The organism is Chryseobacterium sp. JV558, assembly GCF_033712365.1.
Classification (GTDB): domain Bacteria; phylum Bacteroidota; class Bacteroidia; order Flavobacteriales; family Weeksellaceae; genus Chryseobacterium.
Map to the genome: position 1 here is coordinate 948,970 of NZ_WJHU01000002.1, position 26,411 is coordinate 975,380.

The 26,411-nt window shown below is 35.8% G+C and carries 29 protein-coding genes and 1 riboswitch; of the genes, 18 read left to right on the forward strand and 11 right to left on the reverse strand.

Going from position 1 to position 26,411, the window contains the following annotated elements; all coding sequences use genetic code 11:
- The first annotated feature begins 57 nt into the window (after positions 1-57).
- Genes GFU89_RS10095 through GFU89_RS10110 form a run of 4 tightly spaced genes read left to right on the forward strand, consistent with a single transcriptional unit; the run spans position 58 to position 3,387 of the window.
- On the forward strand, positions 58-795 hold the full coding sequence (locus GFU89_RS10095; protein ID WP_318847007.1) for a tetratricopeptide repeat protein: 738 nt from the start codon (positions 58-60) through the stop codon (positions 793-795).
- Positions 795-2,534 carry a BatD family protein gene (locus tag GFU89_RS10100; RefSeq protein ID WP_318847008.1) on the forward strand — a complete coding sequence of 580 codons (1,740 nt, stop codon included), beginning with the start codon at positions 795-797 and terminating at the stop codon, positions 2,532-2,534. The genes GFU89_RS10095 and GFU89_RS10100 overlap by 1 nt, the downstream gene beginning before the upstream one ends.
- Before the next feature lie 44 nt (positions 2,535-2,578).
- On the forward strand, positions 2,579-3,181 hold the full coding sequence (locus tag GFU89_RS10105) for a MarC family protein (RefSeq protein ID WP_318847009.1): 603 nt from the start codon (positions 2,579-2,581) through the stop codon (positions 3,179-3,181).
- 5 nt (positions 3,182-3,186) lie between these two features.
- Positions 3,187-3,387: a hypothetical protein gene (locus GFU89_RS10110; RefSeq protein WP_318847010.1), complete on the forward strand. Its 201-nt coding sequence runs from the start codon at positions 3,187-3,189 to the stop codon at positions 3,385-3,387.
- A 345-nt stretch (positions 3,388-3,732) separates the two neighbouring features.
- On the opposite strand, the gene GFU89_RS10115 is transcribed toward GFU89_RS10110, so the two are convergent.
- From GFU89_RS10115 to GFU89_RS10135, 5 genes are all read right to left on the reverse strand, one after another.
- On the reverse strand, positions 3,733-4,701 hold the full coding sequence (locus tag GFU89_RS10115; RefSeq protein ID WP_318847011.1) for a chorismate-binding protein: 969 nt from the start codon (positions 4,699-4,701) through the stop codon (positions 3,733-3,735).
- Positions 4,702-4,858: 157 nt separating this feature from the next.
- A complete protein-coding gene (locus GFU89_RS10120) occupies positions 4,859-5,287 on the reverse strand; it encodes a hotdog fold thioesterase (RefSeq protein ID WP_318847012.1) in 429 nt (142 codons plus the stop codon).
- A 39-nt stretch (positions 5,288-5,326) separates the two neighbouring features.
- Positions 5,327-5,905, reverse strand: a complete 579-nt coding sequence (locus GFU89_RS10125; RefSeq protein ID WP_318847013.1) for a 1-acyl-sn-glycerol-3-phosphate acyltransferase — start codon at positions 5,903-5,905, stop codon at positions 5,327-5,329.
- A gap of 315 nt (positions 5,906-6,220) precedes the next feature.
- Positions 6,221-7,942, reverse strand: coding sequence for a PspC domain-containing protein (locus GFU89_RS10130; RefSeq protein ID WP_318847014.1), 1,722 nt, complete (start codon positions 7,940-7,942; stop codon positions 6,221-6,223).
- A gap of 11 nt (positions 7,943-7,953) precedes the next feature.
- Entirely contained in the window at positions 7,954-8,283 is a 330-nt protein-coding gene (locus GFU89_RS10135; RefSeq protein ID WP_047378510.1) for a PadR family transcriptional regulator, read from the reverse strand.
- 557 nt (positions 8,284-8,840) lie between these two features.
- Between GFU89_RS10135 and GFU89_RS10140 the strand changes: the two genes are divergently transcribed.
- Positions 8,841-9,536, forward strand: coding sequence for an XAC2610-related protein (locus GFU89_RS10140; RefSeq protein WP_318847015.1), 696 nt, complete (start codon positions 8,841-8,843; stop codon positions 9,534-9,536).
- An 8-nt stretch (positions 9,537-9,544) separates the two neighbouring features.
- Positions 9,545-10,135, forward strand: coding sequence for an HD domain-containing protein (locus GFU89_RS10145; RefSeq protein ID WP_318847016.1), 591 nt, complete (start codon positions 9,545-9,547; stop codon positions 10,133-10,135).
- 56 nt (positions 10,136-10,191) lie between these two features.
- Here the strand turns inward: GFU89_RS10145 and GFU89_RS10150 are convergent, their stop codons facing one another.
- Together GFU89_RS10150 and GFU89_RS10155 are read right to left on the reverse strand one after the other, a co-directional pair.
- Positions 10,192-10,575, reverse strand: coding sequence for an acyl-CoA thioesterase (locus GFU89_RS10150; protein ID WP_002977578.1), 384 nt, complete (start codon positions 10,573-10,575; stop codon positions 10,192-10,194).
- A 116-nt stretch (positions 10,576-10,691) separates the two neighbouring features.
- Positions 10,692-10,872, reverse strand: a riboswitch (cobalamin riboswitch).
- A gap of 34 nt (positions 10,873-10,906) precedes the next feature.
- A complete protein-coding gene (locus GFU89_RS10155) occupies positions 10,907-11,707 on the reverse strand; it encodes a hypothetical protein (protein ID WP_318847017.1) in 801 nt (266 codons plus the stop codon).
- 258 nt (positions 11,708-11,965) lie between these two features.
- Here GFU89_RS10155 and GFU89_RS10160 point away from each other — a divergent pair, with 258 nt between their 5' ends.
- Positions 11,966-13,069, forward strand: a complete 1,104-nt coding sequence (locus GFU89_RS10160) for a GEVED domain-containing protein (protein WP_318847018.1) — start codon at positions 11,966-11,968, stop codon at positions 13,067-13,069.
- Positions 13,070-13,159: 90 nt separating this feature from the next.
- On the opposite strand, the gene GFU89_RS10165 is transcribed toward GFU89_RS10160, so the two are convergent.
- Positions 13,160-15,307, reverse strand: a complete 2,148-nt coding sequence (locus tag GFU89_RS10165; protein ID WP_318847019.1) for an endonuclease MutS2 — start codon at positions 15,305-15,307, stop codon at positions 13,160-13,162.
- Positions 15,308-15,542: 235 nt separating this feature from the next.
- Here GFU89_RS10165 and GFU89_RS10170 point away from each other — a divergent pair, with 235 nt between their 5' ends.
- The 4 genes from GFU89_RS10170 to GFU89_RS10185 are packed head-to-tail and all read left to right on the forward strand — an operon-like array spanning position 15,543 to position 18,178.
- Positions 15,543-15,881 carry a hypothetical protein gene (locus tag GFU89_RS10170; RefSeq protein ID WP_318847020.1) on the forward strand — a complete coding sequence of 113 codons (339 nt, stop codon included), beginning with the start codon at positions 15,543-15,545 and terminating at the stop codon, positions 15,879-15,881.
- Positions 15,882-15,925: 44 nt separating this feature from the next.
- On the forward strand, positions 15,926-16,447 hold the full coding sequence (locus GFU89_RS10175) for a GNAT family N-acetyltransferase (protein WP_318847021.1): 522 nt from the start codon (positions 15,926-15,928) through the stop codon (positions 16,445-16,447).
- Between the two features lie 48 nt (positions 16,448-16,495).
- Entirely contained in the window at positions 16,496-17,500 is a 1,005-nt protein-coding gene (locus GFU89_RS10180) for an acyltransferase (protein ID WP_318847022.1), read from the forward strand.
- A 36-nt stretch (positions 17,501-17,536) separates the two neighbouring features.
- On the forward strand, positions 17,537-18,178 hold the full coding sequence (locus tag GFU89_RS10185; protein ID WP_318847023.1) for a uracil-DNA glycosylase: 642 nt from the start codon (positions 17,537-17,539) through the stop codon (positions 18,176-18,178).
- Here the strand turns inward: GFU89_RS10185 and GFU89_RS10190 are convergent.
- The 3 genes from GFU89_RS10190 to GFU89_RS10200 all read right to left on the reverse strand — a co-directional run bounded on the left by GFU89_RS10190 (position 18,165) and on the right by GFU89_RS10200 (position 20,445).
- Positions 18,165-18,677, reverse strand: a complete 513-nt coding sequence (locus tag GFU89_RS10190; RefSeq protein WP_318847024.1) for a hypothetical protein — start codon at positions 18,675-18,677, stop codon at positions 18,165-18,167. The two genes, GFU89_RS10185 and GFU89_RS10190, sit on opposite strands and share 14 nt — an antisense overlap.
- A gap of 16 nt (positions 18,678-18,693) precedes the next feature.
- Positions 18,694-19,185, reverse strand: a complete 492-nt coding sequence (locus GFU89_RS10195; RefSeq protein WP_318847025.1) for a DUF456 domain-containing protein — start codon at positions 19,183-19,185, stop codon at positions 18,694-18,696.
- 78 nt (positions 19,186-19,263) lie between these two features.
- The gene (locus GFU89_RS10200; protein ID WP_318847026.1) at positions 19,264-20,445 is read right to left on the reverse strand and encodes a carboxypeptidase-like regulatory domain-containing protein; all 1,182 of its coding nucleotides are present in this window, start codon (positions 20,443-20,445) and stop codon (positions 19,264-19,266) included.
- 272 nt (positions 20,446-20,717) lie between these two features.
- Here GFU89_RS10200 and GFU89_RS10205 point away from each other — a divergent pair, with 272 nt between their 5' ends.
- From GFU89_RS10205 to GFU89_RS10235, 7 genes are all read left to right on the forward strand, one after another.
- The gene (locus GFU89_RS10205; RefSeq protein WP_318847027.1) at positions 20,718-21,986 is read left to right on the forward strand and encodes a mechanosensitive ion channel family protein; all 1,269 of its coding nucleotides are present in this window, start codon (positions 20,718-20,720) and stop codon (positions 21,984-21,986) included.
- Between the two features lie 160 nt (positions 21,987-22,146).
- Entirely contained in the window at positions 22,147-22,866 is a 720-nt protein-coding gene (locus tag GFU89_RS10210) for a pyridoxine 5'-phosphate synthase (RefSeq protein ID WP_318847028.1), read from the forward strand.
- A 5-nt stretch (positions 22,867-22,871) separates the two neighbouring features.
- The gene (locus tag GFU89_RS10215) at positions 22,872-23,651 is read left to right on the forward strand and encodes an alpha/beta fold hydrolase (RefSeq protein ID WP_318847029.1); all 780 of its coding nucleotides are present in this window, start codon (positions 22,872-22,874) and stop codon (positions 23,649-23,651) included.
- A gap of 114 nt (positions 23,652-23,765) precedes the next feature.
- A complete protein-coding gene (locus GFU89_RS10220) occupies positions 23,766-24,002 on the forward strand; it encodes a microviridin/marinostatin family tricyclic proteinase inhibitor (RefSeq protein WP_318847030.1) in 237 nt (78 codons plus the stop codon).
- A gap of 52 nt (positions 24,003-24,054) precedes the next feature.
- On the forward strand, positions 24,055-24,279 hold the full coding sequence (locus GFU89_RS10225; RefSeq protein ID WP_223599316.1) for a microviridin/marinostatin family tricyclic proteinase inhibitor: 225 nt from the start codon (positions 24,055-24,057) through the stop codon (positions 24,277-24,279).
- 72 nt (positions 24,280-24,351) lie between these two features.
- On the forward strand, positions 24,352-25,308 hold the full coding sequence (locus tag GFU89_RS10230; protein WP_318847031.1) for an MvdC family ATP-grasp ribosomal peptide maturase: 957 nt from the start codon (positions 24,352-24,354) through the stop codon (positions 25,306-25,308).
- The gene (locus tag GFU89_RS10235; protein WP_318847032.1) at positions 25,301-26,305 is read left to right on the forward strand and encodes an MvdD family ATP-grasp ribosomal peptide maturase; all 1,005 of its coding nucleotides are present in this window, start codon (positions 25,301-25,303) and stop codon (positions 26,303-26,305) included. Before GFU89_RS10230 ends, GFU89_RS10235 begins: the two co-directional genes overlap by 8 nt.
- The last annotated feature ends 106 nt before the right edge of the window (positions 26,306-26,411 follow it).

The following is a 26,411-nucleotide window of genomic DNA, read 5'->3' on the forward strand; positions in this document are numbered from 1 at the left end:
GAATTTTAACAAATAAAACTCTGTTTCTTAACATATAAAGGAATAATTTTGCAAGTGATGAATACTAAAATCATATTTTTATCGTTTATTGTTGCTATCTCGTTCTCAGGCTTATTGTTTGGGCAGGAAAACTACAGAAATTTAGTTCACGAAGGCAACCAGAGATTTGACGGTAAAGATTATGACGGAGCCTCCTCAAAATATATGGAAGCTATAAAATCTAATGATAAGGATTTTACAGCGCATTATAATATGGGGAATGCATTATATAAAAGTAAAAAATACGAAGAGGCAAAAGCAGAGTTTGAAAAAGCAGAAAAACTTTCACAAACACTTCCTGATAAGACTGCCGCTCTTCATAATTTAGGGAATGCTTATATGCAGATGAATCAGCCGGAAAAAGCTGCTGATTTTTATAAAAAAGCTTTGAAGCAGGATCCCTACAGTGAGGTAACCAGAAAAAATTATGAGATTGCCAAACTGAAAGAGAAAGAAAAAAAACAACAAAAGAACCAGGAGAATAACTCAGGAAAAGGCGGCGGCGGAAATGATCAGAACAAAGATGATGATCAGAAAGGTGACAAAAAACAGGATCAAGGGAATGGCCCGCAAAACGAAGGCAAAAGCGATCAGGGTGATAATTCTAAGCAGAATCAGAATAACGAAGGCAGAATGCCTAAGAATCTTGAAAATGCGATCTTAGATAAAATAAACGAAAAAGAAAAAGAAACCGCCAGAAGAATTTTAAACAAAAATTCTTATTCGATGCCTGAAAGCAACGAGAAAGATTGGTGATGCAGCACAAATTGATTTACATATTGCTTACCCTTGCATCCGTAATTACTTACGGACAGGTAAATCTTACTCTGGATGCTGATAAATCCGAGTATGCAGGGAAAGATATTGTAAACCTTACCATTGTTCTTGAACTTAACGGAACTGACCTTGTACAGCAGACAGGTTTCCAGCTTCCGGATCTTTCAAAATTTAATATTATAGGAAGTGGATCTGTTACCAATACGGTGATTGATCCGGCTACCAATACTTTAATTACTCAAAAAGTATCCAGAATTGCCCTTGAACCTAAGAAAAAAGGAAAAATAAAAATCGGTTCAGTTCTGGTTACAGTCAACAACAAAATCTACAAAACAGAACCTTTCGATGTCAATATCCGTGATATTGTTGATAGAAGAGCTTTAGCTGCCAATACATCCAATGATGTTTATCTGAATATGGAGATTGATGACCGGGAAGTATATCAGGATCAGCCTACCATTGCTGTTCTTAGAGTATATTCAAGAAATATGGATAACCTGAGAAAGGTGAAAAATATCCATCTTCCACAGCAGGATAACATCAATGTACATCCTATCAATTTTGATAAATCAGAGATAGATCCATCCGGATATGGAAATATGCCTTCACAGGTGCTGGCCATGTTTATGGTATTTCCTAATGAAGCCGGATATGTGGAGGTTCCTGGGGTATCAGCTTCTGTAAGTACCTATTCTAATAAAGCCAAAATTGTTTCCAATAAAGTAAAAATTAATGTAAGGAAACTTCCGGAAGGAGCGCCTGAGTGTTTTAAAAATGCAGTTGGAAACTTTAATGTCAACGTATATAGTGCTTCCAAAGAAAAGCCGGAAGCCAAAAAACCATTGAATGTTGTAGTGAAGGTTTCAGGAGAAGGAAACTTGCCGGATATGGAGCTTCCTAAAATTACAGCATCTCCGGATTATGAAGTTTTTCCTCCGAAAATAACCTCTAAAGTTTCTCCGGGAACTACAGGAATGAAAGGGGAGATTCTGGCTAATTATGTCATCATTCCAAAAAAATCCGGTGCAATTTCTATTAAAACTGAACAGTTTGCTTTCTTTGATCCTGAAAACAAAGAATATGTAGATCTTGGGCAAAAAACACTGGATCTAAATGCTTTTTCTCATGATCAGATCTTAGAAGCCCGCTCTACAGTGGAGAAGGTAAATGAGTATACCAATAACCTTTTGGAAACAGTAAATACTCCGGTTTTAAAAACCACTTCGTTTAAAGTAAAAGAAAAAAGTAAGTTCCACTGGAATATCCTTTTAACGAATATTGCCATTCTGATCAGCTTATTTGTTGCGTATCTGTTATTTAAAAATTGGCAAAAAAAACGTACATTAGTTAGGGAAACTGTACCGTCAAAACCTTTAGGTTCAGTGGCTGAAACAGAAAAAGAGATCAGAGAATTGCTGAAAACAGATATTAATGATTATTTCGGATATCTGGAAAATCTTAAAGATAATGGTGAGTATGAAAAGTTCTTTACGACCCTGGAGGAATTGGATCAGGAAGTAAGAAGCCAGTATTTCCAAGGCTCTGCAGCAGAGTTTAAGACTTTCCTTGAAAAACATAAAGGATCTTCAGTTGCAGAAGAGTACAGTAAATTGCAGCAGAGAGTTCAGATGGAGAAGTATAATCCTGTGAAATCTGCTGATGCGCTTGAAGAACTTTTGAAAACAATTGTTAATTTATATTCGCAAATTAGCAAATAGTCAGTTTATTTTCATATTTTTGCGAAATTTTTAATTACAAAGAGATGGAAATTTTTGATGCTTTTTCTATTAAAGAGGTCGTTACCAGCTTTATGGTTCTTTTTGCCGTGATCGATATTATCGGCTCAGTTCCTATTATAGTAAGTCTTCAGCAGAAGTTTGGACAGATTGAAGCCGGAAAGGCGGCAATCACTGCTGGTGCGATTATGATTGTTTTCCTTTTCGTAGGAAATAAAATCCTTAAGCTTATTGGAGTGGATGTAAATTCCTTTGCTATTGCCGGAGCTTTTGTGATTTTTGTCATAGCCCTGGAAATGATTCTAGGAATTGAAATTAATAAAACAACCGAAGCAAAGGCCGCATCTATTGTACCCATCGCATTTCCGCTGGTTGCGGGAGCCGGAACTTTAACAACGGCACTGTCTCTTAGAGCTGAATTTCATGATATTAATATTATCTTCGGAATTATTCTTAATACAATTTTCGTATATTTGGTGCTGAAATCAGCGAAATGGTTGGAACGAAAAATTGGGGATGCTACTTTAATGATCCTTCAGAAAGTTTTCGGAATTATCCTTTTGGCAATTTCAATTAAATTATTCACCGCAAATTTTGCCCAGTTGGTGCAGAATTATATTAATTTTTAAGAGTCATGAAGAAGTTTTATAAAGTATTTTTAGTACTGTTTATTGTATTCATCGCGATCAATCTTTATGCTATCAACTGGCAGATAACAGATATCTTAGGAGATGAAGATAACATTAGGTTTGTATTTTCAGCATCAGCTGCTGCTATAGGTCTTATCCTGCTTTTTGTAATGGATACCTGGAGCAGAATCGGTGTAAAGAAATAAATTGAATATTTCATTATAGATATAAAGCCTCTTTCACTGGAAGGAGGTTTTTTTGTTTTTATTAGGTAGCAGGGATTAGGTAATAGGTAATAGGTAATAGGTAGCGGGTAGCAGGGCTGGTTGCCATTAGATTTCAGTACTGTTTTTTTGTATCAATAGAGGCGGGCTTTAGCTAAAGCTTATATTAAAAACGCAAGGTTTGCAAGGTTTTTATAAATGGCGTTGAAATCGTTCGCAAAGGCGTTACACTCAGCGTAGAAAAATATATGTAAATACCTTTATTTGTGAAAAGGTGTGAGATCTGTGGTTAAATACAAACTGACGGATAAGAAACTGTCCAAACTCCTAAGAAATAACCAGGTTTTTCAATATCGCTTCAGACTTCAGTTCCGTTTCCGTCCACTCTTTTTCCGGATTGCTTTGAGCTGTTATTCCACCTCCTACAAAAACATGTACAGCATCTTTATATAGTCTTGCGCAACGCAGATTCACAAAGTACAGAATACTTTCATCAGTTTCGATCTTAATATAACCGGCATAGAATTCACGTGGGAATTTCTCGTATTTACGAATGTTTTCATTGCAAAAATCTTTAGGAATTCCACAAACAGCGGGAGTAGGGTGCAGATCCTGAATAAGCTTATCAAGATCCTCCGGTTTGATATTGGTTTTGAAATCCGTTCGTAAATGTTTTATATTTCCGGAAATATGGTCATAGGTTTCCGACTGTTGTATATGGTCAGAATAATTCTTAAGAATGTTCTGAATATAAGTAGTTACAGGTTTTTGTTCTTCAATTTCTTTTTCAGACCAGCCTTCTGAGACAGGAAGAGTACCTGCTAAAGCCATGGTTTCAAACTCATGGGTCGATTTATTGAATTTTCCCAATACTTCTGAAAAAGCACCCATCCAGGCATTCTCTCCGTCATTAAACAAATATCTGAACGCATTAGGATAAGACTGACAAAGATTTTTAAAACTTTCTTTATAATCAATGGTACTAAAGTCTGTAAAGATCTTTCTCCTGGAGTAAACCAATTTTGGCAGATGATTCTCTTCAATAACGCTGATCACTTGCTGCAAGGTATTACAGTATTCCTCTTTGGTTTCAGCGATAAGATTGGGTGTACTGTTAATCAGTTGTTCATTTGTAATGAACATTTTATTAAATTCAACAGGGTCGATTTCAAAAATATCTCCATTAAAGCTGATTTGGGTAAGACCGTTGTAAGAATGAAAATGAATTGCATTTTTATTGTTTTTTTCATCTACAGACTGCAATCTATCGTCGAAAGGAAGTTTGAAATAAATCATGGGTTGTGAATACATTTTGAAAATTAACTGCCGGAAATAATAGAGAAAATTCCGAAGTTGATTTTCCTTTCTGCAAAGGTATTACTAGTCTTAAAAATGTCAAAATAAAAAGAGCTTAAATTTATTTTAAGCTCTTTATTTTTTATGTTGCGGCAAATTATCTGTGAATGATATTATTCGTCATTGTTGTGTGGTTGATGAGAACTCCTTTTTCGTCACGGATTTCAATTTCTGAAACGTGCATGGTTTTCCCTTTTCTGATGAAGCGCGCTGTAGCAGTTACAATTCCGTCTTTTTTGCTTTTTAAGTGATTAGAATTGATATTGGTTCCCACTCCGTAATACTTTTCGCCATCGATAAAGATATTAGACAGGCTTGAACCTAATGTTTCAGCTAAAACACAGCTTGCTCCTCCGTGCATGATCCCAAATGGCTGATGCGTTCTTGGAAGAACGGGCATAGTCGCGGTAAGGATTTCATTTTCGAGATCAATATCGATGAATTTTATTTCAAGAGTTTTTGCAAGAGTTACATCGCCCCAGTTATTGATGAATGCTAATATTTCTTCTTTTGTCTGACCTTTCATTTCTTATAATTGATAAATGATGATTGATTTGTTTTCTATTTATTCCCCCATAATATTGGGATTCCAGTTGGCCGGGACCTTAGGTACAATATCATTTTTGATATAATAGTCCTGAATTTCCTGCATGATTTCTGAAAAAGGAACTGATGCTATTCTTTCGTAGGGAATGGTATAGCCCAGATAAACAACATTTCTTTTGAAATCACCAGCGGCCAGTACAATAGGTACTTTTGCTGCCAACGCCATATGATAGAAGCCTTTTCTCCATTTCGGAACCCAGCTTCTTGTTCCTTCCGGGGTAATCACAAGACTGAAATCTTCTTTAGAAAACTTGCTGGCTACGAAATTCACCAGATCATTTTTTTGGGTTCTGTCGATCCCGATACCTCCGAGTCCTTTTACGATACTTCCGTACCAGGCTTTGGTATGAGCATCTTTAATGATGATTTTTAGAGGCTTTTCCAGAGACCAATAGGCGAAATTTCCTAAAATATATTCCATATTATGGGTGTGTGGTGCTACCACAAGGATACATCTGTTCAGGTTGTTCACATCGCCCTGTAGAACGACTTTCCAGCCTAATATTTTTAACATTGCTTTACCTATCAGCTTTTTCATAGATTTCTTGGATTAAAAACAAAAAAGTATAACCAAATTTTGGTTATACTTTACAAATATATTGAAATATTATCGCTCTTAAAACAAACCGCTAATTAAATCTACGATTTTCATTACGAATTCCATTGCAAATTGTATCATGATGAGGCTGTGTTTTTGGTTGATTGGTTATTAAATTTTAGCTCTACGAAATTAAAACTTTTTTTTTACATAAGAAACTAAATAGAGTTTTATTTTCACTTATCTGAGAGAAGAAGGGTGTGAATTTCAAACGGTTGCCATCCACCCACACCTTCTACCACTCTCTGAAGTTAATTATTTAGTTTGTATGGAAATTTCGTTTTTTCCGTCTTTGATCTTGATGTCCATATCTTTATTTGATTTTTTGATATTAGACACTGCAGAATCAATTACTTTCTTTGCCTGGTTGTTCGGAACTTTTTTACCGTTTACAATGATACTGTCCTGATCATCAGAGTTGTACTCAATACTAGAACCGTTTACCGTGATTTTGTTTTTTTCAATTCTAACACCGTTGTGATCTTCATCCCCATCCTGATCTTCATCATTGATGCCGTCTCCGTCTAAATCTCCATCTATATGGATACCTTCTTTTTTCATAGAGATAACAACTGTTTTTTGCGGAACTACAAGTTCATAATTCAGGCTATAATCTCTGAACCTGTGTTCATATGGATACTTGATGTAGTTTGGAAGCAGTACTTTGTTGTTTACAACTTCTACAGGAACTGTCATCTGAATTGGGAAGTTATATCCTTTTCCTTCTTTTTTAATGATCAGATAAGGTGTTTTAATATCTGGCTTTCTTGTTACATCTACAGAGATATAATCTTCTTCGAAAACTGTTCTTTTGTCAGAATAAATATCATTATTGTAAGCTTTGAAGTTCTGAGGAATATTGATCTGCTTTACATCTACATATACTGTATCTGAAGGAGTGTTGATAGCAACATTCTCTACATCTTCTTTACTTCCTCTGTAGATCATGTCTTTTTTAGCCATGCTTATTCCGAAGTAAGTTCCTAATCCGATCAGAAGAAGAAATAAACCTCCTACTACCCATCCGATATTTCTCAGTTTCGTTTTCGGAGAGAATATTTTAATACTTAATAAGCTGAAAAGAATTGCTGGAATTAAGCTTCCGATTACCATCATGGCTGCCAGTACTTTGTCAAGTCCCTGATCATCCATATAGAATCTGATTTCATTAGCTCCAGGAAAGTCTGTATCCATTCCGAAAAGACCGAATAATACGAATACTCCGATAATGCTTCCTACAGCCATCAATACGAAGAATCCTCCAACAATATACTTGAATATATTCCAAACTCCGCTGCTTGCGTTGTTGATGTAAGGCTTGTTTTCGTTGTATATTTCTCCGACCCTCTGAGTAGATTCATTGGCAAACTGTACCAATTTATTAGACTCATTCTTAAGATTGTCGAAGTTCATAGGCTTTCCCTGCATTTTCAGGAAATCTGCTGCTGTTTCAGCTTTTGGAAGTACGATCCAAAGGATTACATATAAAAGACCGATCAATGAAGATGAAATAGCTGCTGTAAAAATTCCTAATACGAATATTCCCAGCCAGATTGCTCTCATGGTAGTAATGTCCATTCCTACATATTGAGCTAAACCTGCGCAAACACCTGCGATTTTTTGTTTTTCCGGATCACGGAACAGTTGTTTTTTATCGGTATAATTGTTTCCTGAATAGTTATTTCTTGTTGATGTTTTTTCAGAAAAATAAGCTTCCTCCTGTTCTTCAATTTTTTCTGGGCTTCCGATCTGTGCGATTACCTTTTCTACGTCGGTATCGTTGATTACTTCACGTTTTCCCAGAGAATCTTTGAATATCTCCACCATTCTTATTTCTATGTCATGCATTACCTCATCAGCCTCAGAAGCATCCAGTGAGCTTCTCAGTGCGTTCAGGTAATCGCTGAGCTTTATATATGCGTGTTCTTCTATTGTAAAAGAAAAACCTGCGAGTCCTATTGAGAGTGTCTTGTTCATAGCGTTGTTTTTTAATTTTGTTGGGTGATGTTGTTTACTGAGGCTGTCAGCTCATTCCATGTGTTTTGAAGTTCATCCAGGAAAAGTTTTCCTTTTTCTGTGATCTGATAATATTTTCTGGGTGGCCCTCCTGTAGATTCTTCCCATCTGTAAGAGAGAAACTCTCCGTTTTTAAGTCTTGTAAGAAGAGGGTAGAGGGTTCCTTCTACTACATCCAGTTTTCCTTTTTTCAGTTCGTCAATAAGATCAGAAACATACATTTCGCGATTATTGATGAGACTTAGAATACAGAATTCCAGAATTCCTTTTCGCATTTGCGCTTTGGTATTTTCGGTATTCATCTTTGATAAGTTTTGTTAATTAGTTATATAATTTTCGAAGTTCGGAACCTAGCTAGTTGTACCTATTTCGATTTTACATTACAAAGATATGTAAAATAAATGGTATTATGCAATACAAAGTAGTGAAGTTTTTAAAATAAATAATTTAAAATACTGATAATCAATATAATAAATTTAACACTAAATTTTAAGGAAAATGAATTTGGGTGAAAAATAGGTGAAAAGTTGTTGGATTTTTGATAGGATTGAGAAAAATAATCAGAAATAATTGAGATGGTCCATTACTAATTACTCATTATTTATTAATTATTTCATTGCTCACTGCCATCATCTAGCCCCGATAGCAGCGGTTACCCCACAGCAGATAGGCTTCAGGTGCTGTGCGAGGAGTATGAGCGTATAGCGGGAAACAGCTTCTTATTAATGAACACTCTTTTATGTAAAGGCTGTTAAATTGTTTCAGATTTTTACATATAATAAGGCTGTAATTTTGAGATCGGTATTATGATTCGTATTTTTGTTAGGTACAAAAACACCTAAATCTATTTACTATTACCATGAATTTATTAAATACATACAAGCATTTATCGGCTTTTGTTTTACTTGGTCCTGCCTGTTTTGGACAATATCAGTTTGAGGTTAAAAATGCGTCAAAGAATTACGATGCAATCATCCAGGTAGAGAATTGCTATGATGGGCGATGCAGCGGCAAAGGAAGTGTAGAATTGTTTGATCATAAAAACACAAAGGTGCAGACTTTTGTATCGGACGACCTGGTATTGGAAGTAGATCAGGCTGAAAAACCTAAGCAGGGAAAAATGATTCAGCTGACAAATAAGCAGAATTCTGTTATCATTAATGATTTTAATTTTGACGGAACCGAAGATGTTGCGGTAAGGAACGGAAATATGGGAAACTACAGTGCTGCTTCCTATGATGTATATGTATTCAACAGTACCAGAATGGGGTTTGTAAAGAGTAAAGAACTTACGGATCTTGCGTCTAATGCCCTTGATATTTTTGATGTTGATGTGAAGCGTAAACGCCTGATCTCCTATGGTAAATCCGGGTGCTGCGATATTTTTACCACTGAATATGCCGTTATTCCGAATAAAGGACTGGATAAAGTCTTTGAAAAGGAAGAGGATATGAACACTGAAGGTCAGGTGAAAGTAATAACCAAAGAAAAGATCAATAATAAATGGATTACCAAAACAAAGGTATACCCGGCAGATCAATATAATAGAAAATAAAAAGTTAGATGAAAATTCAAAAAGAGATTGACTTTATTCTGGCAGTGGATGCCTTGAAAAATGTACAGCGAAGAAATTACAATGCTGATGATTCCCGAAGAGAGAATACCGCGGAACATTCCTGGCAGATTATCATTCTGGCACAGATCCTTTATCCGTATGCTAAAAACCGTGCAGATATTGATCTTTTAAGAGTGATAAGAATGCTTTCCATCCATGATTTGGTAGAGATAGAAGCTGGTGATACTTTTATTTTTGATGAAAAGGCAATGGTAGGTAAGTTTGACAGAGAAAATGCATCTGCTCAAAAGATTTTCGGAATTCTTGATGAACCTTTGCGCACGGAGTTCTTTAATCTATGGCTTGAGTTCGAAGATGAGAAAACCCCTGATGCTATTTTTGCCTGCGGGATTGATAGAATTATGCCGTTTATTTTAAATTCTCATACTTCAGGAAAAAGCTGGACGGAAGCGGGAGTAACAGAAAAACAAATCCGAAATATGCTTGAAAATGCAATCAACAGAGCTTCTGATGAAATGGGTGAAGCTTTTGAACTGCTGCTGAACAGAAGTCTGGAAACGGAAAAAGTTGTGAAATAAATTAAAAAACATAGAAAAATCTTCGGGCGGCCAAAGGCCGCCCGAAGATTTTTTATTTATAGTATCTGGATTGGTTTCTTGAATTCGTCAATCGCTACAAACGTAAAGTCACCTACGATGGCTTTTTCTCTTTCATAAGAATACATCTGCTCGGTATAGATCTCAACATTTACTTTCATACTGGTTTTTCCTACGTAGGAAACTTTCCCAATCAGTTCCACAATAGTTCCAGCAGGAATAGGTTTTTTGAAATCGATCTTGTCACTGCTCACTGTTACCACTCTTTTTCTGGCAAATCGGGTGGCTGTAATAAAAGCTACTTCGTCCATCAGCTGCATGGCCGTACCACCAAAAAGGGTATCGTAATGATTGGTTGTGTTAGGGAAAACCGCTTTAAAGATTCTGGTTTCGGATGCTTCAATTCTTTCTTCTGTAGTCATATATCATTATTATTAAAGCGAAATGAAAATGATATTAAAATAACAGAACAATGACAGGAACTTATAGAATTCCTGAAACAATCCATCAGATCAATACAACTTCAAATCGCGAAAGTTATTTGTTTAAAGAAATAGGCAGGTCTCCTGACTTGTAACATCTTTTATCTCCTTCCCATACCTCGCACAGTGGATCTTTGATAAAGATTTCAGTTACTTACAGTTGCGCGACAGTCCGTGATTTTCACACGGTTCCCTTTTAATCTGCAGTGATGCAGAACCAATTTCTGTGATGAATAAGCGTTAAAACTTTTCGGGGGCAAAAATAATGAATTTATTCCGGATTATGGTAAATAATCTGGCTGATTACTCTTCCTTTCTTGATCGTCCACAGCGTGGTGTATCTGTTTTCTCCAGAACCGTTTATCATGTATAGGAAAATATTGTCGGTGTCTAGGGAGGTTACGCCAATGTTCTCAAAATCCATGGTAGGCTGGAACATATTTTTGATGGCTTCTCTTACAAAGACAGAACCTCTTCCGGGCTGTTGTATCCTGATCGATTTGATTTCGGTCATTCCTTCAGGAAGGTCATTTCCAATTCCCCAAGGCTTTACTTTATCAATGGTCAGAAGTTTTCCTTCTGCATCTTTTTCTTTTTTACGGTAGCCTGCATTGGATGGATAAATATCAATCACAACTTTGCTTCTTTGGGCAGTAGGGACTTTCGGATCAGAATTATCTGTGAAAATAAGTGATTTTCCGTTTTTAGATTTGGAAGGCGTATAAGCAGGAAGCTGATCAATATAAGCAATACGCTCTTTGTTAACCATTCCTTCTTTATCAAGCGTTTCATAGCGTACAAACGGCTTGTCGTCATCTTGTTTTTCAGGATATTTGATCCAGATCCATTCTGTTTCTCCGGGAGCAGGTTTTACATAAACAAATACATCACCTTTACGCATACGGATCTTGTCTACAATTTTTCTGTAATTGTCTTTATGAACCCGTACATTGGCATATCCCTCTTCAGCTTTTACCACTCCGAAAGGAACTTTATTCTGCCCTTTTACAAAGGCTAAAGAAAAAATACTGAAAGCGGATAGATAGAATGCTTTGTTTATGAAAGTCATCATGAAAATTTTTTGATCCCCCAAATATATAAATTAAATGCTTTTCGGAAGGTAATTATACTCTTACAGTTCTCTTAAATCTTGTATTTGTTCAAATAATGATAAAAAAGCAGGTATTTTACCAGTAATATCCTACAGGATAGCTGTGTTTTTTACGTATATAATTAAAATCTATTGAAAAAATACAATAATATATGATGGACATGTACAGTATATTCAATAAAATGCCTATTTTTCAAGAGAATTTAAAAACTAATAAACATGACAAAAAGACTACTTTGTGTATTCTCTTTTATTTTGGGGATTTCCAGCTTTCAGGCAGAAAACAAAATAGAAGCAGGATCGGAATCTTTATTTTACTGTGATACGAACGTTCCCACCGGTGTTCAGATGTCCACTATAACCCTTACCTCCGGAACTGTTACATGGACTGCTGATCCAGATACCCCGAATAATACCATCAGATATAGATTACCCGGAACTACTTCCTGGATGGTAGTTACTCCTACACCAGGGCAAAATTCATTTACTATTACGAATCTGCAGCCTTGTACAGTTTATGAAGTGCAGGTAGCAAAAATATGTACTACTCAGGGAATGTGGTCGAATCCAATATTTTTTGCGACGTCACTCAATTATTGCACTACTGCCTCTACAGATGCAACAATGGTATATATTTCAAATGTAACAGTAAATTCATCAGGAATGACAGCTCCAATGGTGAGCAACTCCGGAGCTTCTAACTATATCGATTACAGAACTGATATAGACCGGAGAATTAAATTTTTAGCAGGAAGTGTTGGAAATACGCTTTCAGTAAGTAGTACATGGACAGGTACTTCAAGTCCTATCACTATAACAGCATGGATAGATTTCAATGGTAATGGTATTTTTGATTCTAATGAAAGAGTACTGGTTGCGAACAATGTGTCGTCAACAGCTCCGGTTGTAACCACATTTTCTATCCCCAGTTATCCTACATTGCCTAGCGCTGTAATTAATGGTTGCGGACTTGTAATGAGGGTAATGTGCAGACAAGAGGTGCCGGCAGATGCTTGTGGTTCATTTACCTATGGAGAAGTTGAGGATTATGGGATAAACTTCCTGAACCCTTTACTGGGAGTAAACGAAGCTGGTAAATCGGCAAAACCGGAAATTTATCCTAATCCAGCATCTGATATTTTAAATATCTCCGGAATTTCAGAAGCAACAGATTATGAGATTTATAATGTATTGGGGCAAAAAGCAGGTGAAGGAAAAGTTTCTGATCATAAAGTAAACCTTAGCCATTTGTCAGAAGGAATTTATTTTATTCAGCTGAAAGATAAAAATCATACAATTCGGTTAAAATTCATTAAGAAATAAAATATTGAATAAAAAAGAGAGAGTGTCAGAAGGCACTCTCTCTTAGTATTTGCGTAAAATAAGTTTAAAAATAAACTCATTTTAGATTAATTAAATTCTCTCAAGTTCATCCGCATTAATCGTTGTCTTGAAGGTTCCATAGTTGACAATCACCTTGTTTCTGGAAATCTTTTCGATAGTTCCTACACTGGTACTTCCGGTAATACGAACACGCTGTCCAATTTTCATCCAAACAGCACGGTCACTTTTACGCTGTTCTTCCAGTTTTTCATTGGTTTCTGCAATTTTTTCAATGACTTCCTCCTTTTTCAGCTGTTGAGTAATTTTTCTCTTAACAACCTGCAGGCGTTTTGTTTCATCCTTATCATGGCCTAATTTCCTGAATTTCTCCTGCTCCAGAAGTTTTACAAAGTCTTTTACAACATCTTTTCTGGATTTGCCCTTTGTATAACTGTCGATGAACGTCTCAATCTTATTCCCGAACTGAAGCTTACGGTGTTCCTCTTCATATAATTTCTGGAAATTGAACAGTTTCTGCTGAAGCTGGTCATTCAGTTTCTGAAGATTGTCACGCTTATCCTCTACAGACTCTTTTCTTTCTGCAAGATCGGATTTCAGTTTTTCAACTTCAAATTTCTCCTGCTGCAGTTTTACAATAGTCTTATCAAGGTTAACGATATCATGTTCTACTTTTTTCTTGGCAGAATGGATAATAAATCTTGGGATTTTATTCTTTTCTGCAACTTCAAAGGTAAATGAACTTCCTGCCTGGCCCACTTCCAGTTTATACATTGGCTCCAGTGTCTCTTCATTGAAGAGCATTGCTGCGTTCTGAGCATTGGGAAGCTGTTCTATCACCAGTTTAATATTGGTGTAGTGAGTCGTGATAATGGCAAAACTCTTTTTATCATAGAAAAACTCCATGAAACTTTCCGCCAGAGCACCTCCTAATTCCGGATCAGAACCGGTACCAAATTCATCAATTAGTAGAAGGGTATTGGCATCAGCCTCGCGGATGATTCCGGACATTTTCTTCAATCTTGATGAATAGGTCGATAAATGATTTTCAATGGATTGATTATCACCAATATCGGTCATTACCTTTTCAAAGAAAAACATTTCAGATTTGGGATGAACCGGAACCAGAATACCACTCTGAATCATCAGCTGCAATAATCCTACTGTTTTCAGCGTAATTGATTTCCCACCAGCGTTAGGCCCGGAAATACAGATAATCCTGTTATGCTCCGTTAAAGCCAAAGTCTGAGGGTGGATCGTTTTATTCTCTACTTTATTTCTCAACCATAACAAGGGATGATAGGCGTCTTTAAGTTTCAATGTCTTATGACGATTGATCTTGGGAAGAATTCCGTTTACTAAATCAGAAAACTTAGCTTTCGCTCTTGTAAGGTCCAGATCAAAAATATAAGCCTGATACCTCCATAGCTGAGGTTGAAATTCTGACAGTTCGGCGGTAAGCTGTCGGAGAACTTTATCGATTTCTTTTTTCTCTTCCTCTTCACTTTCACGAAGCTTGAAGTAGTGCTTTACAACACTGTCCGGCTGAATGTAAGTAATGGAACCTGTTTTGGAAATTCCCAGCGTTCTTCCGGCCACTCTTTTTTTGAATCCTGATTTTACAGCCAGAACCCTTTGGTCATCAATAATTGTTTCCCGTATGTCATCCAAAAAGTCACTCTGTCCATACGTAGTAAGTGCGCGGTTGAAATTTTCCTGAATTGCTTTTTTAGCAAGCTGGATTTCAGTTCTCAAGCCTTTCAGAGCTGGGGAAGCTTCACTTTTTACCTCACCAAAACGGTTGAAAACCTTATCTACTTTATCAATGATCTCTTTTCTAAATTCCAGTACAGAAACCTCTTCTAGCAAGTTAGGAAACGTTTCCGGCATGGTAGGGAAGAACTTCTGCAGTTTTCCGATCTGTTCCGTGATGGTTTTTATTTTGATGAAAGCAGCGTTTTCCAGTCGGTAATTCTCAATCAGCATCAATTTCAGCTCACTTTCAATATCTTCATATTCATCAAACGGAATCGCATTTGAACTTTCAAAACTCGACAGATATTCTGACGTTTTTTTTAATGAAAGTTCCGCCTCATCTATTTCCATTGGGCGAAGTTGAAGAATTTTTTCTCTTGTTTTCGGAGAATACGCAAATGGGGAGATTTCCGCGAGCAATTGCGGAAACTCTAATTCGTCTAAATCTTCTTTATCTATATACACAATGCAAATTTAGTGAGAATTTTGATTATTACATATATCTGAGAGATTTACAGGATAAATTAACTTTGAATTGATGAGTATTTTGAGCCATTATAATAAAATAAAGAAGGGAAATGAAAAGAAGCTTTTATTTTCAGACCCAGTTTCAAAAGCGTAATAGTTATTGTTAAAATGAAAAAAGTTTGAACGGATAGTGCTTATAGCGTATATTTATTGCACTAATTAAATTATAACCATGAAAAATGTACTGCTTGCTCTTCTTTTTCTTTCGGTAGGAGCTCAGGCTCAGACCCAAATTCAAAATAAAGAGATTGAAAAAGTTGAGAATAAACCTAATAGCAGGAAAACCCAAAAAGCTGATAATAAAAAGCTTTCAGTAAAAAAAATTAAAAATAAAGTAGGCTATCATCATAAAAAAGATGATCCTTATAAAATAGAACAGAAAAAAAGCAGTGATAAAAATGAGTCTATTGTCATTTATGAAAGAAGTTATTCTGTAAAATACGGGGTGTATTTATTTATGAATACAGACAAGAATGAGTTTTCAGAAACTTTGGCGTTAAGAGGCTTATGAAATAATTAAAGTAACAGTATACAAGTACTTATTCTATCTGATCAATGAAACTGGAAACCAAAAGGTTGATTTTAAAAGGAATCAATGAAAACCATACCGAAGATATTTTAAAAATCCGAAGCAATCCGGAGGTTAATAAATTTGTGAAAAGAGTGTCACCCAAGACAAACTATGATGCCCTTCAGTTTATTTTAACGATTAAGCAAAGGGTTCAAAACAATCAAACCGTGTATTGGGGGATTGCTCTAAAAGATCAACTGAATCTTATTGGAACAATCTGTCTTTGGAATTTTTCTGAAGACCGGAAAACAGCAGAAGTTGGTTATGAATTGCTGCCGGAATATCATAGACAGGGAATAATGTCTGAAGCATTGAAAGCGGTTTTAGATGTTGGATTCACCGAATTGCATTTACAGGAAATTGTAGCGATTACCAATACATTCAATGAAAATTCAAAGGGACTTCTCGTAAAGCATGATTTTATTTTGTTGGAAGGGAAGAAGGATGAGGGATTTCCGGATAACATTATTTTTAGCCTAAAAAGACCGTTTGGTAATGACCAATAAGAAATCTAGCAGGTTTTTTTCTATCTTTATCACCGATTGAAATTATATATGAAAAATGAAATAAAATCTTTAACGGGGCTTAGAGGAATTGTTGCGTTATGGGTCGCTTTTTTTCATTTTAGTTTTTTTAGGAATGAATTCATTCAGGATATAGTAGGGAAGGGATATGTGGCAGTAGATATTTTTTTTGTATTAAGTGCTTTTTTATTGACTGTTTCTTATTCTGAAAAATTTAAAGAACTGAATTATAAAATAATCGGGGTTTTTTATAAAAAAAGAATCAATAGAATCTATCCTGTATATATTATATCAGTCATCTTTATTGTATTATTTTTAAAGAAAAGCTCTATAAGCGGACTCTTGATAAATGCTACATTATTACAATGCTTTTTTAATCCTGATTATCTGCTGAATGTTGTCTATTGGTCACTCAGTACAGAATGGGTTTGCTATCTGATTTTCCCTTTTATGCTGTGGCTTGTCCTGCATTACAAAATTCGAAGCGAGATTTTAATTATTTCAAGTTTGGTTTTGAGGTTTGTACTTCCTTACTTTCCTGACAACTTGTATCTGGGTTCCGAAGTTCATGTTGAGATGGGAAAATCATTATGGTATCTTGACGATTATTATGGTCTTGTTTCTTTGTTAAGAACAATTTCTTCCTATTTTCTTGGAATTGGAGTTGCTCTTTTGCCACAATTTAAAATGAAAAAAGAAAACCTGATCCTTTATATCATCATCACATTGTTTGTATCTATGTTGTTTGTTGAAAAAGGAGTGTTGTTTATTCCTTTATTATCGGCATTTATGATAAAGTATCTGTATGAAGGAAAGCAAAATTATCTAAAAGCATTTTTAGAAACCAAAGCCGTGTATTTCCTGGGAAATATCTCTTATTCATTATATATTATCCATTATATGGTGAAGAAGCAGGATTTCGTTATTATAAATAATTATCATCTTAATAATCTGTTGTTAATATCTCTTTCATTATTGCTGTCCTACTTTTCTTATATGCTGATCGAAAGAAAACTGAAGATATTTAAAGTATAATATAGACTCTTATTTTAATATTATTATTTTTGCAGTATGACGTGGACAGAAATTTTAGCCCCTATAAAGAGTACAGAATACTTTACAACCCTTTGGGAAAAAGTAAAGAATGAATATGCAACAACTAAAGTTTTTCCACCGAAAAATCAGATTTTCAGAGCGTTGGAGCTGACCGCTTTTGATGATGTTGAGGTCGTTATTATTGGTCAGGATCCTTACCATAATGATTTTCAGGCAAATGGTTTGTGTTTTTCTGTTTCAGAACAGGTTACTGCACCGCCATCACTTAAGAATATTTTTATTGAGTTAAAAGATGATTTAGGAGTGGTAAGAACTTCCAAAGAGTTGGATGACTGGGGGAAACAGGGCGTTTTGATGTTAAATGCAACATTAACGGTCCGTGCACATTCACCCAATTCCCATAAAGATCTGGGTTGGGAAAAATTCACCAATTTTATCATTAAAGAAATTTCAGACAAAAAAGAGAATGTAGTGTTTGTCTTGTGGGGCGCTTTTGCACAGAAAAAAGCCGAACTCATAGATCCGGCTAAACATTTTATTCTGAAATCGGCACACCCTTCACCATTTTCTGTGTACAGAGGTTTTTTTGGAAGCAAACCTTTCTCAAAAATTAATGAGTATCTTGTTTCCAAAGGAAAAAAGCCTATTTCCTGGTAGAAGAATCTGTTGATTGATCTGCCTTTTTTATCGTAATTCCGATTTTATATTTTCCAGCTAATGCTTTTGTTCCGTCCTGTTGTTTTGGATAGGGAGCAACATCTTGCAAGGTGATAATATACCCGTTGAATTCTGCTGACTGGTGGTAATTTCTTCCCGGATAATCTATGCTGGCAAGGTTCAGAATCATAGGCCGCGTAGCAGTTCCCATTACTTCCACCTGAGCTAGAGCGGCTCCTGCCCAGATACAATTGACGCCTTCAGGACAGCGGCTGTCTTCAGAAACCCCTTTGAATGTCACATTCATCTGGTATTCTCTTAAAAACTTATTCTCACCTTCACTAAGGTACAGAATACCGTCTTTCTGATCATTAGAACTCATAGCTTTTGGATTGGTTTGTATTTCAGAAGCTTTTGTATTTATCTTAGATTTCTTTTGGGCATCGCATCCCGTTAATGCAAAAATTCCCAGGCTGAGTATGATAACTTTATGGAACATAGTTTCTTATATTTTATTAAATAACGTTAAACATATTAAGAAGTACTACCAAAAACATTGCCACTCCTACTACAAAACTGAATCCGGTTCCGTAAATGAATCCAATCAATGCTCCTTTGGTAGATTGTAAAGCTTTATTCATATCCTTGCTGTCATGAAGTAATTCACCAATAAATACTCCCGCAAACATTCCTATCAGGAACCCTAAGGGAATCGGAATAAATATACCAACAATAGTTCCTATCACAGAACCGATACTTCCCCAGCGCGTACCACCGTATTTTCTATTGGTTTTTGCCGGAATCACATAGCTTAATACTACAGAAGCTAGTGTAAGAATTCCAAATGCCCAGATATAAATCATTGGAAGATCTGCATCAGTCCCGAATTTATAGATCAGAAGTCCGCAGATACTCAGCAAAAGCCCCGGTAAAACTGGAAGAAAAGTTCCCAATATCCCGACAAACAGGAGAACAAGGCAGAAAATATTGATAATCGTTGTATCCATTCTTTTAAAAATATAGATGCAATATAAAAAAAGTGGCCTTATAAAAGACCACTTTGAGAACTGAGTTATAAAATTTTATTACAAATTTAAGATTACGTATTCCAGGATTGGCCCTGCTTTACCAATATTTCCACTGGCGTGGTTATGGAATGTGGTATAGTAGATATTTCCGCTGCTGGTAGTTGCTGAGCATGATCCTACATAATCACCATGCGCCTGGTGAGCGTTCCATGCATTCTGATTAATGGTAATGGTAATATTGTTGCCATTTGCCGTATGATGGCAGATGGTCATTTGATTATTGTTTAACGATGTCCCCACAGGTATTTTAGGAGCTGTTGTATTGACGTACTTATTGGTTCTTATCATCAATGGTTCATTATCTTTCTGTACCAGTACTTCCCAGAACGAAGGATCATAATGCTGGATTTTTTGCCACAAAGGCTGATCATACTGAATATCTAATGTGCTAAATCCTATTGCTGAAGCCATAGCAGCATTGGAAACGCTGCAGTTGTTATACATTGCACTATTACCATTGGTATTAAAGCATATCTTTGTAAGATCCAGAAAACCTCCATAAATACCACAGTACGGAGCATTTTTATCTCCACCTACCAGATAGGCAGCAGCCCAGTCTGAAGTATAAATACTTCCGCCATTCGTGATAAAAGTAGAGAGATTACTGAAAATAGAAAGGTCGTTACTCGGTGTGTTAGTTCCTGAGTAAGCAAAGTTACGTGAACCGCAGTTCAGAAAAATAATATCGTACTGAGAAATGGTATTGAAATTTTTTAAATCCTGATAGCTGATTTCTGTCGCCGTATAACCAAGACTTGTAATTATAGATTCTATTTCGTCATAGCTGCCTTCTACATACGCTATTTTTGCAATCTGATTCAATTTTGAATCTTTGCTGGTAACATTGGTTGTTTCGTCCTTTTTAACGGTAACGGGAATTTCAGTTCTAAAATTAAGACCATTGCCGGTCTGAATATGAAGTGTGGTATTGCCTTCAGGAGCAGTCAGACTGAATGTACCATCGGCATCAGAATAGGTATGGTAAACCTGATTCTTACTGTCAATGGTGAATACTATGGCGCCGCCAATTGGCTTTGTTCCATTTTTAGCAAATACTTTGCCTTCTACTATTCCGGTTACAGGTTTGGGATTTTCTGGATTCACTGAGTCATCACCTCCTTTACAGTTTACTAAGAGCACAAGGCTGCATAGTACGATGAACAAGTAATTTTGTTTCATATTTAATTGATTTTGATGGGTTTAGTTTTAACCAAATTTAATAAATATTTAATATTTAAACATAAAAAATGTAATTATTTTTAATATTATTTATTTTATTTTGGTATTTGTAGTTAATTTTTCATTTATAATTAAGGGTTGTAGAAGATTTGATATTTTATAATTTCATTCAAAAAAGATTTTTATTAAATATTTTCCGAGGAATACTCTTTGGGATGAAAATTGATTGGGAATAGTAAAATCATGATTCTTAATTTCATAAATTTGCTGTAATGAATGACCAGTTACAAGAAACTAAAAACTTTATACAGGAGCTGAGCGAACAGCTTTACATTTATATTACCCAGATATCACCTTCCGGGCTGGATTGGGTTTTCCATATTATTGTAAAATTGAGTTTACTTCTCGTTCTGTTTTTTATTACCGATTTTGCTTTTAAGTTTATCATTAATTCTGTTTTCAGACTATTCCATAATGAACAGAAATTTCCCATTTTAAAATCTATTTATCAGGCAAAAATCACGAACTCTGTAGCTCATTTTGCCGCTTTAATTGCTGTTGCTGGCATTCAGGGATCCATATTTCCAGAAAATGCATTGCCCAAAACAACTATTTTTATTATTCGATGTATCAATCTGGGATTGGTATTGATGTTGGCAGGAATGCTCTACAGATCACTGACTGCTTTTAGAAATTATTTCAGTATCAAACAGGATTTCTACAAAATTATGGCGCTTAATGCCATTTCAGAAACGGTAAAGATTTTAGGACTTTTTGTATTTACTGTAGTAGGACTTTGTGTGATTTTTGGAATTAAAGGAACCACTATCGTAGGAAGTCTTGGGGCAATTACGGCTGTTCTGGTATTGGTTTTCAGAGATACAATTTTAGGATTTGTAACAGGGCTTCACGTAGCGACTTCTAAAAACCTGAAGGTAGGAGACTGGGTAAGCATTCCCAAGTATACTATTGAAGGGAATATTACAGAAATAAACCTTTTAACTACCAAGATTACCAACTTTGATAAAACGGTTTCCACTATTCCTACCTATGACTTGATGACCACAGAAATCAAGAATATGCAGGTCATGTCTGAATCCAATACCAGAAGAATAAAAAAATCAATCTACTTTAATATCAATTCTTTTAAATTTCTGACAGACGAAGATGTAGAGCGTTTAAAGGAGATCAACCTTATTTCAGATTATCTTGAAGAAAGAGCCTCTGAGATTAAAAAAGAAAAAGAGAGCCTTGAACATAATGATAAGGTCGTAAATGGAAGGCAGCTTACAAATATCGGTGTTTTCAGATATTATGCTCAAAAATATATTGAAAACGATCCGGACGTAGACAAAAACGGAACCCGCATGGTACGTCAATTGGATATTACTCCACAAGGACTGCCTCTTGAAGTGTATTGTTTTGCCAATGATTCCAAATGGGAACGTTTTGAGCAGATTCAGGCAGATATTTTTGACCATTTACTGGTAGCATCCAAAGAATTTGAGCTTCAGGTGATGCAGGTAAGCGTGAAAGTATAAAGTAGGAGGATTGAAGCTTTACCCACTTTAAAAACAAATTTTAAATTAAACTTTTAAATGATAATGAATTTAGAAAGACCAATAGAAGTACAAAGTCTGGATTTACTTCCAGCTGCGAGCTTCTGACTTCTAACATTCATATCTAACATCTAAAATAAAAATGACAAAACTAAGCGTAAACATTAATAAAATTGCGACGTTAAGAAATGCAAGAGGAGGTGAAACCCCAAGTGTTACAGAAGCAGCTGTAAAAATTCAGGAATTCGGAGGACAAGGAATTACCATCCATCCAAGACCTGATGAAAGGCATATCACAAGAAAAGATGTCTATGATCTGAAGCCGTTGGTTACGACTGAGTTTAATATTGAAGGAAATCCACATCAGAGTTTTATCGATATGGTATTGGAGGTGAAGCCCGAGCAGGTAACTCTGGTTCCCGATGCTGATGATGCTATTACATCCAATGCAGGCTGGGATACCAAAAAACATCTTGATTTTCTTACAGAGATTATTGCAGAATTTAAAAAGGCAGGTATCCGCACTTCTGTTTTCCTTGATCCTTTACCGGAACTGGTAGAATATGCTGCTAAAGCTGGTGCAGACAGAATAGAACTATATACTGAAGCCTACGCAAAAAATTATCTGACTAATAAAGAACAGGCTATAAAACCATATTACGACACAGCGGTTGAAGCTACCAATTTCGGATTGGGAATTAATGCAGGTCATGATTTAAGCTTAGAAAACCTGAAATATTTTGCAGATACCATTCCAAACCTGTTGGAAGTATCTATCGGGCATGCTTTGGTTTCTGAAGCACTTTATATGGGATTGGAAAACACAGTTCAGGCTTATCTGAAGAGACTGGCAAAATGGTAATAAATATGGAAATCTTAAACTCAAAAATATTCGGCGAAAATTTAACCAATACGCCGCTTCTTGTATTTCACGGATTATTTGGAATGCTTGACAATTGGGGAAGTTTCGGAAAAGATCTGGGAGAATATCTTCCCGTACATCTGATCGACCTTAGAAACCACGGAAGAAGCTTTCATTCAGAAAGTATGTCTCATGATGATCTGGCAGATGACATTGCCCGCTATATGGATCATTATGGAATTCAGAAAGCTCATGTTTTGGGACATTCTTTAGGAGGAAAAGCTGTAATGCAGTTTGCTTTAAAATATCCTGAACGTGTTGAAAAACTGATTGTTGTAGATATTTCACCTAAAGCATATCCGCCGCACCACCAGGGAATTATCAAAGCACTGGAAACTGTAGATTTCAATACAGTAGCCTCCAGAAATGATGTGGAAGCAGTTCTGAACCAGTATATTCCCGAAAAATCAACCATACAGTTTTTAACGAAAAACCTGTATTGGGATGAAAATAAAAAACTGGGGTGGAGATTTAATCTTAAAACATTATCTGAAAAATATAATGAATTTGTTTCCAATGCTGTCAAATTCGGTGTTTTTGAAGGCGATTCGCTCTTTATTGCAGGAGAAAAGTCCAATTATATTCTGCCTCAGGATGAATTTGGAATCAAGCAGCAGTTTCCTAAAGCTAAAGTAGTTACGGTAAAAAATGCAGGACATTGGGTTCAGGCAGAAAATCCGGTTGATTTTGCAAATGTTGTGAAGGAGTTTCTAGGATTAAATTAATATTATACTTTGATTTTTAGTATTATGTTAAAATTTTATTAAAACGTCATATTATTTCTCCATGAGTTGAATTTTTTGTACTTTGGATTTCCAAAACAATAAAAATATTAACTTATGGAAAACAAAAATTCAAAAAAGAAGCCGTTTTTCGCGACATTCTTAGAAAAACAGGTTAAAGACCCTGAAACAGTAAAAGGAGGAGGTATTACTTCTGTATTGGTAGATCAGATTACGACATCCCTTCAGGATCAGATCACTACTCCTCTTAAGGATAATGTTACTAAGCCTGATAATGATAATGTAACGATGAAATATCCTTCTGATGGAGATGAGGATGTTTTAGAGGTGTAAGAATATACATACAGCTTAAGCTTAATTATATATCAAACCAAAACTAAACATTATGAAAAACCAAAACTCAAAGAAGAAGCCATTTTTCGCATCATTCTTGGAAAAACAGGTGAAAGATCCTGAAACAGTAAAAGGAGGAACTGATATGTCAATTCCTGAAAGAGATGTAATTACAAAACCGGCAATTGACGTTGTAACTTCTCCGAAAGATGATATGATGCACACGCTGAAATATCCATCTGACGGTGATGATGATACAATCACTATTCCACTATAATAAGTAGAATTCAATAAAATAGAGTAGGGGAAACTTAAACATTAAGTTTCCCTTTTTAATAAAAACCGGCAAATGATTCTCTGCATCACCCATTCACAGGATTTTTATAATATCGATCTCTTTTTCGAATATCTGGCCTCTAAAAATATCCCTTACTTCAGACTGAATTCTGACCGCCTGAATCACCTTCAGAAAATCAGCATCCATGAAAATTCATTTGAACTGACTGATGAGTCCGGAAATACCATCCACTCTGATGAAATAAAAGGAGTATGGCACAGAAAAGCATGGAGAATCAGCACTCCCGAAGAATTGGATCAGGATTATGAAAAAATATTCCTGAACGAATACGGAAGCCTGCGCTACAATCTGATGACTGCCTTAGAGCATGTTCCCTGGATCAACCCTTATGAAAATGAAAAAAAGGTGGATGGCAACAAGATATTTCAGCTGAAAATTGCACAAAGAAATAACTTAACGATCCCCAAAACTATTTTTTCCAATGATGAAGAGAAAATAACAACATTTTTCTATCAATACTGCCACGGAAAAGCAATCGCTAAGCTTCATGGAGTAACGGCGAAAACAATGTCTGGTGAAAATATGATTTCCACTACAATCATTGAAGAAGAATCTCTTGAAAACCTTTCAGACATTGCATACTGTCCCATGATTTTTCAGCCTTATATTGAAAAAGAATATGAATTGAGAATCGTCTATGTAGACGGTGATTTCTTCACAGGAAAGATCAATAACAGCGAAAATGCAGATTGGAGAGTAGCCCGTGAAGGCTATTTCTGGTCAGCATACGAGCTGCCGGATTCCGTTAAAGTAAATCTCACTTCCATGATGCATGAAATGGGCCTTTATATAGGGGCTATCGATATGATCAAGGGAAGAGACGGGAATTATTATTTCCTTGAAGTCAATCCACAGGGAGAGTGGGGAATGCTGCAAAAAGAGCTGGGATTTCCCATAGCAGAAAGAATTGCCGATAATCTTATCAAAAGAATTAATTTCCATGAATAAAATTTTAATTATAACCCATACCGCAGATAATTTTTCCATTGAAAAAGTAACAGAATACATTGAAAAAAATAACTGTGAGGTCATTCGCTTTGATGTTGACGTTTATCCTTTACAAAATAAGCTTTCCACCATTTTTCAGGATGGAGAATGGGTAAGTTTTCTTGAAACTCCGGATGCAAAACACCGTTTAGATGATATTTCGGCTATCTGGTACAGAAGAGCTTACAATATCGGAAAGGGGCTGAAGGAAGAAATGGACTCTAAGTTCTACGGTGCAGCAATGGGAGAAATCAGAAATACACTTTTTGGTTTCTTTGAATCTGTAGATGCGTATTCTTTAGGAAAACCAAGTGTGTACAGAAGACTGGACAGCAAAGAAGAACAATTGAAAATTGCAGATAAATTAGGCCTGACGATTCCGGCGACGTGCCTTACCAACAGCCCTGATGAAGCCAGAAAATTTATTCTGAAACATCAGAATGTAGTGGCAAAAATGCAAACTGGTTTTGCCATCTATGAAGACGGTGTGGAAAGTGTAGTGTTTACCAACGTGGTCAGTGAAAATAAACTGGAAGAACTGGATTCATTGTTATATTGCCCAATGCAGTTTCAACAGATGATTCAAAAGAAAAAAGAACTTCGTATTACCATTGTGGGAAGAGATGTTTATGCATTTGAAATAGACTCACAACAATCTGAAGATGCCAAAATAGACTGGAGAAAAGACGGAATCAATCTGATTGATAAATGGAGCAGAACAGAACTTCCGGCAGACGTAGAAGCAAAATTGCTTGAACTTCTCGATATTTACAATGTAGATTACGGCGCAATAGACATGATTGTTTCTCCTGAAGATGAATACTACTTCATCGAGATCAATGCTGCCGGAGAATTCTTCTGGCTGGATAATCTTACAGAAGGAAACCTTATTTCCAAGAGCATTGCAGACGTTCTTTGCGATAAAGCTCCAAGAAGAAATAATGAGGTAATGGCTTAAGAACAAAGCATTTTTAATCATAAAAGTCCTGAAAGTTGTACATTCTTTCAGGACTTTTAAATATAATGATCTATTGTGATTAAAATTTTTCCGGTTTGTTGATTTC